Origin of the sequence: Rhizorhabdus wittichii, assembly GCF_017607425.1 — a bacterium.
In the GTDB taxonomy this organism is placed as follows: Bacteria; Pseudomonadota; Alphaproteobacteria; order Sphingomonadales; family Sphingomonadaceae; genus Rhizorhabdus; species Rhizorhabdus wittichii.
The window spans coordinates 5,103,053-5,115,763 of sequence record NZ_CP059319.1 but is presented as its reverse complement, the minus strand read 5'-3'; the positions used below and the strand labels follow the sequence as shown (position 1 = coordinate 5,115,763).

The window sequence follows — 12,711 nt, the reverse complement described above, 5'->3', positions numbered from 1 at the left end:
AATCTTTCGAGATCACAGCCGCTCGATGATGATCGCGGGCGCCATGCCGCCCGCCGCGCACATGGTGACGAGCCCGTAGCGCCCACCGGTCCGTTCGAGCTCGTCGAGCACGGTGCCGATCAGGATCGCGCCGGTGGCGCCGATCGGATGGCCGAGCGCGATCGACCCGCCATTGACGTTGACCTTGTCGCGATCGAGATCGAGATCGCGCTGGAATTTCTCGGAAACCACCGCGAAGGCCTCGTTGATCTCCCAGAGATCGATGTCGTCCTTTGTCAGGCCGGCCTTCTTCAGCGCCTTGCGCGCCGCGGGCACCGGCGCGTTGAGCATCAGCGTGGGATCGTCGCCGACATTGGCGGTGGCGACGATGCGCGCGCGCGGCTTCAACCCATGCCGCTCGGCATAATCCTTCGACGCGAGCAGCAGCGCCGCCGCGCCGTCGACCACGCCCGACGAATTGCCGGCATGGTGGACCGGGCGGATGTCGAGATCGGGGAATTTGCGGTTGATCAGCCCGGCATAGGTCGTGCCCGTCTCGTCGACCGGCATCCGGGCGAGCGCCTCGAAGGCGGGCTTGAGCTGGGCCAGCCCCTCGGCCGTGGTCTGCGGCCGGGGATATTCGTCGGCGTCGAGCAGCACCCGGCCCTCGTCGTCCACCACCGGGACGAGGCTCCTGGCGAAGCGGCCCTCGCGGATCGCGCGGTCGGCGCGGCGCTGGCTCTCCAGCCCGGCCGCGTCCAGTTCCTCGCGGCCGATCCCTTCCAGCGCGGCGATCGCGTCGCCGCAGACGCCCTGGTGCGACTGGGGGTGGACGGCCTGGAGCCGGTCATTGCCCGATCCGATCCCGTAGACCGGCAGCCCCGCCGCCGCCTCCTGCTGCGAGAGGGTGGCGGTCAGCGACATCATCTCGCTGCCGCCGGCGATCAGCAGATCCTCCATCCCCGCCATGATCTGCGCCGCGGCGAGGCTGACCGCGGTGATGCCGCCGCCGCAATAGCGATCGAGCGTGACCCCCGACGCCCGGACGTCATAGCCCGCGTCGAGCGCCGCCATCCGGCCGAGGTCGCCGCCCTGCGTGCCGCGCTGCATCGAGGTCGACCAGATGATGTCGTCGACGTCGGCGGTGTCGAAACCGTTGCGCTCCCGGAGCGCCTTCAGCACGCTCGCCGCGAGCTGCTGGGGGTGCAGATGGGCGAGCGCCCCCTTGCCGGTCTTGCCGATGCCGCGCGGCGTGCGAACGGCGTCGATGATATAGGCTTCCGGCATCAGGGGACTCCCGTCACTGAGTTACAATATATGTTTCAATCGTACGGCTTATCGCGCGCCATAGATCGACCGCGAACCGGGCGCAATGCCGCCTGCCGCCCGCAAGATGAATATGCTTGTATTAATTTCGGCTGACAAGCCCTTCCGGCTCCGCTAAGGGCCGCGCTGACCACAAGGCTTCGGCGCGGGAGATGGACATGGACGTGAAGGGTTTGACGGCGGTCGTCACGGGCGGCGCCTCCGGGCTGGGCGCGGCGACGGCCAGGGCGCTGGCCGCGCGCGGCGCGAAGGTGGCGCTGTTCGACCTTCAGCAGGAGCTCGGCCAGGCGGTCGCCGCCGAGATCGGCGGCCTGTTCTGCGCCGTCGATGTGACCTTGGACGCCTCGGTCGACGCCGGCTTCGCCCAGGCGCGGGCGGCGCTGGGGCAGGAAAGGATCCTGGTCAACTGCGCGGGCACCGGCAATGCGATCAAGACGGCGAGCCGCTCGCGGGAGGATGGTAGCATCCGCCATTATCCACTCGACGTCTTCGATCGCATCATCCAGATCAACCTGGTGGGCACGTTCCGCTGCATCGCCAAGTCGGCGGCGGGGATGCTCGCCGTCGATCCGCTGGCGTCGGGCGAGCGCGGCGCGATCGTCAACACCGCCAGCGTGGCGGCCGAGGATGGCCAGATCGGCCAGGTCGCCTATTCGGCGTCGAAGGCGGGCGTCGTCGGCCTCACCTTGCCGGTCGCGCGCGATCTGGCCGGCGACGGCATCCGGGTGAACACGATCCTGCCCGGCATTTTCGAGACCCCGCTGCTGATGGGCCAGCCGACGCATGTGGTCGATGCGCTGGGCGCGTCGGTGCCCTTCCCGAAGCGGCTGGGCAGGCCCGAGGAATATGCGCGTCTCGCGATCGAGATGATCGAGAATCCCTATTTCAACGGCGAGGACGTCCGCCTCGACGGCGCCATCCGCATGGCGCCGCGGTGACGGCGCCGATGGCCTTTGAAACCATCCTCGTCGAGACCGAGGGGCCGGTCACGGTCATCCGGCTGAACCGTCCGCAGGCGCTGAACGCGATCGATACGCAGGTGCTGGCCGACCTGATCGTCGCGTTCCGGGCGTTCGACGCCGATCCCGAGCAGCGCTGCGCGATCCTGACCGGCAGCGAGAAGGCGTTCGCCGCCGGCGGCGACATCAAGCAGATGCGGGAGAAGGGCTATGCCGAGATGTTCGGCGAGGACGTCGACGGCTGGAGCAGGGTCACCGGGACGCGCAAGCCGTGGATCGCGGCGGTGGCGGGCTTCGCGCTCGGCGGGGGCTGCGAGCTGGCGATGATGGCCGACATCATGATCGCCGCCGACAATGCCCGCTTCGGCCAGCCCGAGATCAAGCTCGGCGTCTGCCCCGGCATGGGCGGGTCGCAGCGGCTCACCCGCGCGGTCGGCAAGTCGAAGGCGATGGACATGTGCCTGACCGGCCGGATGATGGACGCGACCGAGGCCGAGCGCGCCAATCTGTGCAGCAAGGTCGTGCCGCTCGCCGATCTGATGGACGAGGCGATGAAGATGGCGCAGGCGATCGCAGCGATGCCGCCGCTCGCCGCCATCGCCAACAAGGAGGCGGTCAACGCCGCCTTCGAGACCGGCCTCCACCACGGCCTGCTGTTCGAGCGCCGCAGCTTCAACGGCCTGTGCGCCACCGACGACAAGGCCGAGGGCATGGCCGCCTTCGTCGAGAAGCGCCCCGGCGTCTGGAAAGGACGATAGGCGCGCGGCCTCTCGATCACTCCGGGCTGGGGATCATCCTCGCCGTATCGTCGCGATCATAATGGCCGAGCAGCTCCGCCAGCGGATAGGCGCGGCCATCCTTGATCACGGTGTCGACCTTGTAGAGATCGGCGACATTCTTGAGCGGATCACCGTCGACAATCACCATGTCGGCGAGCTTACCGGGCTCGATGCTGCCGAGATATTTGTCGACGCCGGTGATCTTCGCCGCGTCGATCGTGCCCGAGCGGAGCGCCTGATAGGGGCCGAACGCCTCGGCAAAATGGATCAGCTCGAGGATCACCGAATAGCCGTCCTGCAACGTGCCGCCGTCGGTGCCCGAACCGATCAGCACGCCGGCGCGCTTCATCCGCCCGAGCAGGCCCAGCTCGTTGGTCTCCAGCCGCGACGCGCTGTCGCCGTAGACGCCGCGCATATAGGTCATGAGGCTCGCATGGGCGCGCTTGTAGCGCGGCGCATAGGCCTTGATCTGGGGGAGATCGAGGATCTCGGGGTGGCGGTCCATCTCGGCCAGATGCGTCGCCTCCGGCGCGCGCCCCGCGCTGGTCGGGCTGATCGCCATGCCGGAACGGGCGAGGAGCTGGATGACGTCGTCATAGGACGTCCGGTTCATCGTCAGCCGGTCGGAAAACTCCATCCGGTCCCGCGTACCGAGATGCTCGACCGCATCGACGCCGAAGGTCACGGCCGGATAGAGCTCGTGCGAGGCGACCGGCAGGCCATGGGCATGGGCGAAGTCGACCACCCGCTTCTGCACCTCATGGTCCATCGTCTCGTAGGTCTTGATGAAATCGAAATCGAGGTCGATCGCGCGCTGCAGTTCGAGTTCGAGCTGGGCATCGGCGACCGTCGCCGTGTTCATCCAGTAGAACAGCCGCCGCCCCTCGATCAGGTTAGCGTAGAATTGGCGCGGCCCGACCCGCTGGCCGCTCATCCACGCCTCGCGCCGTTCGAGCGCCTCATAGGGCTCGGCCCCCGGCTCGCGCAGCGAGGTGATGCCGAAGGACAGCCAGACCTTGTCGACCTTGCTGCCGTCGCTGACGAACTGGTGGATGTGGGTCTGGAACAGGCCCGGCACGATCGCCTTGGTCCGCGCGTCGATCAGCTTCGCCCCCGGCCATTCGGCCCGGCGCGGGACGATCTGCTTGATGACATTGTCCTCGACGACGATGTCGACGTCGCGCAGATAGCGGTCCGACACGCCGGTGAAGACCCGGCCGGCCTGGATCACCGTCGTGCCGGGATTGGCCGGACGCCGCCAGCTCAGCTCGATCGGGATGGTCTCGACCTCGCCGTCGTCGAGGCGGACCCGCTGGAGCTTCCGCCCCGCCAGATAGGTCAGCGACCGCGAATCCCCGCTCCAGCTCGGATAGGAAGCATAGTCGCGGCTGAGCTGGACCGGCGGCTCGATGATGTTCGCATCGGCGTCGACCGCGGCGCTCCACAGCAGTCCTTCATGGATATAGGCCATGCGGGTGCCGTCGGGCGACCAGACCGGCCCGAACTGGCTGCGCGACGAGATCGAGCGGTCGGCGACCGGGCTGGTGAAATGGCCCTTGCCGCTGTCCAGGTCGATCGTGAAGAAGGCGTTGTCGCCCTTGCGGAAGCGGTTCGAATAGACCCGCAGCGCCAGCACCGATATCTTGCGCCCGTCGGCCGACCATGACGGCACCGACGGCAGGAACAGCGCGTCGTGCGCCTTCTTCATCGCCCCGGTCGCGACGTCGACCAGATAGAGGGTCGCGCCGTGCCAGTCGGCCGAATTGCGCATGAAGACCGCGACGCTCTTGCCGTCCGGCGAGAAGCTCGGCTGCATCAGATCCTCTTCGGTCTGGGTCAGCCGCCGTTCGGCGCCGGTCGCGACGTCGCGCAGGTAGAGGTCCATCGTCCCCGTCCCCCGGCGATCGGAGACATAGGCGAGCCATTGGCCGTCGCGCGACCAGGTCGGATCGACGTCGAGGAAATGGTCGTGGGTGAGCTGGACGGGCTTGGGGTCGCCGACCGTCAGCATCCAGAGATTGCCCATCGCCGTGAAGGCGACGTGGCGGCCGTCGGGCGACGTGGTCGGCCGCAATATGCCGAGCACCGGCCTGTCCCCGGTCGAGGTCAGGTCGATCTCGCGCTTGCGATAGACGGGCGCGTCCTGGACGGTGAAGGCGGCGGTGAAGGGCCGCTTGGCGACCGTGTCCCCCTGCGGCGTCCAGACCCGGATGCCGCCGTCGGCGCCATAGACGAGGTGCCGCGCGTCAAGCCAGGAGGCGCCGGTCGGGAAGATGTCCTCGCCGGGCCGGCTGTGGCTGGCGACCTCCTTGCCGCTGGCCGCGTCGAACAGGGCGACGCGCGCATCGCCGCGCTCATAGTCGAACAGGATCGCCGAGATCCGGCTGCCGTCGGGGCTCCAGTGCAGCCGGCTGATCGACAGCTTCCCGCTGACCAGTGTCCGCGCCTTGCCCGCTTCCTCGACGATCAGGCTGGTCGTCCTGCCGGTGCCCTGCACATAGGCGGTGCGACCGCCGTCGGGCGACACCGCCGGGTGATAATCGTCCGCGTCGCCGCTGGTGACCGACGTCTGGACGCCGTCGTCGAGCGTCACCTGCCACAGGTCGAGGCTGCGGGTGCGATCCGAACTGAACAGGATCGCCTTGCCGTCGGGCCGCCAGCTCGGCTCGCGATCGTCATAGGGGCCCCGGGTGACGATCTTCAGCTCGCTGCCGTCGGGGCGCACCACCGCGATGTGCCAGTTCTCGTCGGTATAATATTGGAAGGCGATCCAGCGGCCATCCGGCGACCAGACCGGATAGCGCGCCTCGTCCATCACCGGGGTGATCGGCGTCGCCTTGCCGCCCGCCGCGGGCAGCACCCAGAGCCGCCCCTGCAGGTCGATCGCCAGCGAGCGCCCGTCCCGCGCCGCGGCGACGGCGAAGTTGGTCCCCTCGCTGACCTCGAAGCTGACCTCCTTGGCCGCGGCGATGCCGCACAGCGAGGTCGCGGCCAGCAGCGTGGCGAGCAGCCGCGCGGCGATGTTCGGTTTCCGCATCATTATCTTATTTCTTTCCCAGTTCCGCGCCGGCCGCGAGCTGATCGAAGCTGAACAGCCGCCCGTCCTTGATCACCTGCTCGACGTTGAGGACGTCCATCACGTTGGCGAGCGGGTCGCCGCCGACGATCACCATGTCGGCGAGCTTGCCGGGCGCGATGCTGCCCAGCCGGTCCTCGACCTTGCTGAGCCGCGCCGATTCGAACGTCGCCGATCGCAGCGCCTCGGCCGGGGTGAAGCCCTGGTCGACATAATATTGCAGCTCGCCGACGATCCCGAACCCCAGGTTGAAGAAGGAGGTGTCGGTGCCCGGCGGGGTGCTGATCCCGGCCTGATGAAGGCGCGTCACCGGGCTGGGCTTCGCCGATTCGAGGCTCGGATCGGCGAGCCCCTTGCCGTCGAGCGCGGACTTCAGATAGCGCGACGCCAATATGCGCGGGGCGAGCATCCTCATCTGCCGGACGTCGCGCAGCGACTTGCCCTGCCGGGCGAGATAATAGGCGCCGGCGCGCGGATCTGCGCCCGCCGCGGTGGGCACCACGTCGATCCCCGACTGGCGGTAGAGCTGGAGCGCATCGTCATAGATCCGCCCGCTGATCGACAGGCGATCGCCGACGATGATGCGGTCGCCCGTCACCAGATGCTCGATCGCGTCGACCCCGAAGGTGGTGGCGGGATAGAGATCGTGCGAGGTGATCGGGATGCCGATCGCGTGGGCGGCCTCGACCGCGCGGCGCAGATAGGCGTTGTCGAGCCGCTCGTAGGTCTTGATGAAATCATAGTCGAGCCGTGCCGCACGTTCGAGCTCGAGTTCGAGCGCCGGCCGCGATCCCACCGGCATCGACATCGGATAATAGAGCCGCGGCCCCTCGATCAGCCCGGTGGTGAACAGCCGGGGGCCGGCGCGCGCGCCGCTCGCCCAGGCTTCCTTCGCCTCCAGCCCCTCGCTCGGCTCGGCCCCCGGCTCGCGGATCGAGGTGATGCCGAAGGCGAGCGCGATGCGGCCGGTCTGCTCGCCGTTGATGATGAAATTGTGGATGTGGTTCTCGAACATCCCCGGGATGACGACCTTGTCCTTCGCATCGATCCATTCGACGCCGGTCCGGTCGCCGCGATGCGGCTCGACCGCGGTGATGACATTGTCGTCGACGACGATGTCGACATCGCTGCGATAGGCCTGGCCGACGCCGTCGAACAGGCGGCCCGCATGGATCACCTTGCGCCCGCGCGGGATGGCGTTGGTCCAGCTCAGGTCGAGCGGGATGTCCTCGATATGCGCGTCGTCGAGCCAGATGCGCTTCAGCTTGTCGGCCGACTGGTAGACGATGCTGCGCGAATCCCCCGCCCAGCTCGGCTCGTCGGCGAGGTCGTTGGTCATCCGCCGGGGCGAATCGATGAAGTCGCCGTGCCGGTCGGTCGCCACCGTCCACAGCACCCCGTCGGCCACGAACACCATGTGGGTGCCGTCAGGCGAATAGATCGCGCCGTCCTTGGCGCGGATGCCCAGCGACTTGCCGGGGATCGGCGACGTCAGCCGCTGCTCGCCGCCGTCGACGGGGACGCGCATGATCTCGTTCAGGCCGTGGCGGAAACGGTCCGATTTCTCAGACAGGACGACATAGTTGACCGATTTGCCGTCGGGCGACCAGCTTCCCACGCTCGGCTTGAAGGTCCAGCCATGGATCTTGCGGATCTCCTTGGTCTGGAGATCGACGATATTGGGGAAATTGGCGTGCCAGTCGTCCGAGGCGAGCATCGTCAGCGCGATCGACTTGCCGTCGGGCGAGAAGACCGGGGCGGCGACGCTCTCGGTCGTCTCGGTCAGCCGCTCCTCGCGCCCGCTCGCCATGTCGCGGACATAGAGGTCCATCGTCCCCACCCCGCGCCGATCGGAGGTGTAGGCGAGGCGGCTGCCGTCCGGCGACCAGGCCGGGTCGATGTCGACGAACGGATCGTTGGTCAGCCGCACCGGCTTGGGATCGCCGATCTTGAGCAGCCAGAGGTCGCTCAGCGCGGTGAAGGCGACATATTTGCCGTCCGGCGAGACGACCGGATGGAGGATGCCCTTGACCGGCTTCGGCGCGGTCGAGGTAAAATCATGCCGCTTGCGGGCATAGGCCGGCGCCGGGGTGACGGTGAAATCGGCCGCGAAGGGGATCGTCGCGGCGGCGCCCGTCCCCTGGCGCTTGATCACGCCGTCGGCGGTGTAGAGCCATCCGCCCCTGGCCAGCGATTGCGGGCGCGCCACGAAGACGTCCTCGCCCGCCGCGCTCGCCAGCCGATCCTTGCCGCTCGTCGCGTCGGCGACATGGAGGCTCGCCTCGCCGCGCCGTCCGAGGCGACCGCTGGCATAGGCGACATAGGCGATCGAGCTGCCGTCCCCGCTCCAGGCGGGCAGCGCGATCCGCGACGGATCGGCGGTCACGACGCGGACCGCGCCGTCGACCGAACGGAGCCGCAGCTCGCTGCCCTTCGCGGCGGTGGCGACGAAGGCGATCCGGCCGTCCGCCGCAACGGCCGGGCTATATTCGTCCTCCGGCGCGCGGGTGAGCTGGACCGGCGCGGCGCGGTCGAGCCCGACCGACCATATGTCGAAATTGCCGGCGCGATCCGACGCGAACAGGATCGAGCGCCCATCGGCCGACCAGACCGGCTCGCGATCGTCGGCCGCGCCGAAGCTGAGCTGTCGGAGGTCGCTGCCATCGGGCTTCACCGTGAAGATGTGCCAATAGCCGCCGAGATAATATTGGAAGGCGATCAGCTTGCCGTCGGGCGACCAGCTCGGCAGGCGGCTTTCGCCGCTCAGCCCCGGCACCACCACCGCCTTGCCGCCCTTGGCCGGCAGGATGCGCAGCTCGCCCTGCAGGTCGATCGCGATCCGCGTCGCGTCGGGCGACATCGCCGCGGTGAAATTGGTCCCTTCCCGCACCGTGAAGGTCCGGGAAGGGACGGCGGGGGAAGCCGCCGCGATGAGCGAGGACCAGCCGAGCGCGCCACCGAGCGCCGCCATGTGATGCAATCGTACCAGTCCCCGCTTCATTCCGATTTCCCCTCCGTTTCTTGTCGTTCGATGTCGTTCAGTAGCGGAACTTGACCGTCGCGCCGTAGGTCCGCGGCGGCGTGTAGGTGGCGAAGGCATCGCCGAGCACGTCGGTGACCGAGTTGATGTTCAGCTCATTGGTCAGGTTCTTGCCCCACAGCTCGACGCTCCAGCGATCGCCGGGCAGGTCGATCGTCACGCCCGCGTCGAGATTCTTCTGCTTGAGCGAGCGCTCGGTCACGAGGTTCTGGATCGAGGCGTAGTAGGAGGTCTGGTAGCTATAGTCGACGCGACCGGTGACCGTGAGATCGCCGACCGGCTGGCTGATGCTCGTGCCGATGAAATATTTGTGCTTCGGCACGCGCGGCAGGCGATTGCCGGCATAGTCGACGCTACCGGTGTTGAGCTCTTTGATCTTGCCGTCGGTGTAGGTGTAGTTGGCGTAGATGTTCCAACCGCGCACCGGCACCGCGGTCAGCTCGAGCTCGGCGCCCTTGATCGTCGTCTTGCCGGCATTGCCGTTGACCGGAACCGCCGGCAGGGCCGGATCGACGCTGGTCAGGATCGACACCTGCAGATCGGTATAGCGCATGTAGAAGGTCGCGGCGTTGAACTGGAGCCGGCGGTTGAACCATTCCGACTTGAGCCCGACCTCATAGTTCCAGACATATTCGGGATTGAACGGCCGCAGCGCCGAGACCCGGTCGTTGTCGGTGTCGTTGAAGCCGCCGCTCTTGAAGCCGCGCGAGATCGTCCCGTACATCATGACCGCGGGCTGGATCTGATATTTGAGCGACACCATCGGCGTCGCCGCGCTCCAGCTCGCGCTGGCCGGCGCGGTATAGCCGGGAACGGTCACGCCATTGTCGCGGAAGCGCGAATAATTGGCGCCCGAGCCGGTCACGACATGCTTCTTGCGGTCGTGGCTCCAGCGGATGCCCGCCTCCAGGCTGAGCTGGTCGGTCAGCTCATAGGTGCCGTTGGCGAACAGAGCATAGCCGGTCGTCTTGTTGTTCGCGTCGAACTGGTAGCGCCCGGCCAGGCCCGGACCGAAATTGACGAACTCATAGTCGGTCAGCCGGAGGTGATCGACATTGTCATGGTAGAAGAAGGCGCCGGTGATGAGCCGGAACCGGTCGCCGATCTGCGAGGCGAGGCGGATCTCCTGCGAGAATTGCCGCGCCTTCTCGTTGTCCTGCTGGATGAACAGCGTGTGGTAGAGGCTGCCACGGTTCGGATCGGTAAGCGGCAGCACGTTGAGTCCGGTGCTGTTGGCGCGATTGTCGTTCTGCGAATGGCGCCAGGCGGTGATCGAGGTGATCGTACCGATATCCCCGGTCCAGACGCTGTTCAGGCTGACGCCGTAATTGTCGATGTCGGCATAGCCGTCGTCGGGATAATTCTTGCCGCGACGCGGATTGGGGTTGGACTTGCCGATCGAGCCGGCGCCCTCGACCGCGAGGTCCCACCAGGGTCCGGTGCCGCGCCGCCGCGAACCGTCGACGTTGAGCTGGATGTCCCAGGCGTCGTTGGGCTGCCAGCGCAGCGCGGCGCGGGCGCCGATATAGCGCTCGTCCTCGATGTCGTTGCGGGTCGTCTCGTTATAGGCATAGCCGTCGTGCCGGCGCGCCGAGACGGTGATCTTGCCGGACAGCGTCTCCGACAGCGGACCGGTGAGCAGGACGCTGCCGCTGAACAGGTCGTAATTGCCGGCCGTCGCCTTCGCCTCGAAGCCGAAGCGATCGTCGGGCCGGCGCGTGAAGAAGGAGATCGCGCCGCCGGTCGCGTTGCGGCCGAACAGCGTGCCCTGCGGCCCGCGCAATATCTCGACCCGGTCGAGATCGCTGAAGTCGGTCGAGGTCATCGCCGGGCGGCCCATATAGACGTCGTCGACGAACAGCGCGACACCCGGATCGACGCCGGACGACTTGTTGGTGTTGCCGATGCCGCGGATCGAGTAGCGCGGCTGGCCCGGCGCGAACTCGTCATAGGTCAGGCTCGGCGCGCGGGTGCGCAGGTCGTTGAACCCCTGGACGTTCGACTTCTCCAGGAAATCCCCGCTCAGCGCGGTGATCGCGAGCGGCACCTTCTGCGAGCTCTGGCTGGTCCGCTGCGCGGTGACGATGATCTCCTCGACCGCATCGGCCGCGCCGCCTTCCTTCGCCGCCCACAGCGGCGTCGCCAGCGAGCAGGACGCGATCAAAGCCAAGGTCGATACCGCGTTCAATGTCAGCTGCCGCATAGATAATCCCCCTTTGCTTCCGATATCGATATCGGAATGTCAAAACAAATCCCCACTCCCTTTTGGGGATGGTCGATGGTTTTCAAAACTCCGTAGCCGATCGACCTTCTTTAGTCGCGACCATCCAAGGATTGGAGAGACCAATCCTTAATGAAAAGGGAGTATTTTATTTCGAAAACCTTTTATAAGGTAAGATATCCTTCAAATTATTTGCAATTGATTTCCTGTAAATCCAATATAACCACGATTTATATCAGGTCATCTGATAATCCCGGCGCCATCCTTCCCGATCACGGGCAGCTCCGCCCGGCATGCCGGACATCGCGACGGAGTCCGGGCCGGGGCGCCTTGGCCCGGCCGCGGTCGCGCGCTCGGTTATACCAGCGAGGAGCGGCGACGGTTCGGCCTGGCGGGCGAAGTCGCGCATCGCCGCGATCAGCATTTCCGCCGCGGACGAGAGGCGGCATTCGGCACGCGTCGAAATTCCGACCGGGCCTATGGTGGGCCGCAGCAGCAGCGGCAGGATGACGAGATGGCCCGCCCGCGCCTCGCGATGGGCGAGCTGCCAGGGCAGGATGCCGAGATAGTCGGCGTCCATCACCAGGCTGCGGTTGGTGAGCTGCGACACCGATTCCACGGCGTGGGGCGGCGGCTCGACCCCTTCGTCGCGGAACGCCTGGTCGATGTGCCGTCGGAGCGTGGTCTCCAGCCGGGGCAGGATCCAGTCCCAGCCGGCGAGGTCGGCGAGCCGCAGCGGATCGCGGCCGACCAGCGGATGGCCGGGCCGGACGATCACGCAGGAGACGTCGGTCAGCAGCACCTCCTGGTGCAGGCCCTGCAGCTCGTGATATTCGGGCAAGCGCCCGACCACCATGTCGAGCTTGCCGAGCCGCAGGTCGGGCAACAGCCGGTCGTTGGTCCCCTCGACGATCGTGACGACCAGCTTCGGGCGGTCCCGGCGCAGCATCGCGATCGCGCGGGGCAGCAGGTCGGCCGAGGCGGAGAGCAGCGTGCCCACCGCGATCCGCCCGCCCATGCCGTCGCGCAGATCGTGGATCTCCTCCGCCGCATGGCCGATCTGCGCGGTGATCAGCCGGGCATGGGCGGCGAGCGCCTGGCCCGCCGGGGTCGGCACGACGCCCCGGTTGGTGCGCGAGAACAGCTCGATCTGGAGGAGCGCCTCGGTTTCCTGAAGCGCCTTGGTGATCGCGGGCTGGGTCATGCAGAGCGTGTGCGCCGCCGCAACCAGGCTTCCCCCGTCGGTGATCGCCAGAACGATGCGCAAGTGGCGCATCGTCAACCGCGACATGGTGGTCCTGAAATCCTGCATTATCACGCGCTTTCTTCGC

General features: G+C 67.3%; 7 protein-coding genes. 2 read left to right on the top strand and 5 right to left on the bottom strand.

All coding sequences use genetic code 11. From position 1 onward, the window contains the following. Positions 1–12 precede the first annotated feature (12 nt). Positions 13–1,266, bottom strand: coding sequence for an acetyl-CoA C-acetyltransferase (locus tag HRJ34_RS24485; protein WP_208632705.1), 1,254 nt, complete (start codon positions 1,264–1,266; stop codon positions 13–15). A 197-nt stretch (positions 1,267–1,463) separates the two neighbouring features. On the opposite strand from HRJ34_RS24485, the gene HRJ34_RS24480 reads away from it, so the two are divergent. Together HRJ34_RS24480 and HRJ34_RS24475 are read left to right on the top strand one after the other, a co-directional pair. After that, on the top strand, positions 1,464–2,243 hold the full coding sequence (locus HRJ34_RS24480) for an SDR family NAD(P)-dependent oxidoreductase (protein ID WP_208632704.1): 780 nt from the start codon (positions 1,464–1,466) through the stop codon (positions 2,241–2,243). 8 nt (positions 2,244–2,251) lie between these two features. After that, positions 2,252–3,022 (top strand): enoyl-CoA hydratase-related protein, encoded by a 771-nt coding sequence (locus HRJ34_RS24475; protein WP_011952613.1) that lies wholly within the window; start codon positions 2,252–2,254, stop codon positions 3,020–3,022. Positions 3,023–3,038: 16 nt separating this feature from the next. Here HRJ34_RS24475 and HRJ34_RS24470 read toward each other — a convergent pair whose 3' ends face one another. The 4 genes from HRJ34_RS24470 to HRJ34_RS24455 all read right to left on the bottom strand — a co-directional run bounded on the left by HRJ34_RS24470 (position 3,039) and on the right by HRJ34_RS24455 (position 12,692). Next, positions 3,039–6,083, bottom strand: coding sequence for an amidohydrolase family protein (locus tag HRJ34_RS24470; protein WP_208632703.1), 3,045 nt, complete (start codon positions 6,081–6,083; stop codon positions 3,039–3,041). A gap of 4 nt (positions 6,084–6,087) precedes the next feature. Next, positions 6,088–9,090 carry an amidohydrolase family protein gene (locus HRJ34_RS24465; protein ID WP_226948932.1) on the bottom strand — a complete coding sequence of 1,001 codons (3,003 nt, stop codon included), beginning with the start codon at positions 9,088–9,090 and terminating at the stop codon, positions 6,088–6,090. Between the two features lie 67 nt (positions 9,091–9,157). Beyond that, entirely contained in the window at positions 9,158–11,329 is a 2,172-nt protein-coding gene (locus tag HRJ34_RS24460; protein ID WP_226948586.1) for a TonB-dependent receptor, read from the bottom strand. Positions 11,330–11,615: 286 nt separating this feature from the next. Then, positions 11,616–12,692 carry a LysR substrate-binding domain-containing protein gene (locus HRJ34_RS24455; protein WP_226948931.1) on the bottom strand — a complete coding sequence of 359 codons (1,077 nt, stop codon included), beginning with the start codon at positions 12,690–12,692 and terminating at the stop codon, positions 11,616–11,618. Between the last annotated feature and the right edge of the window lie 19 nt (positions 12,693–12,711).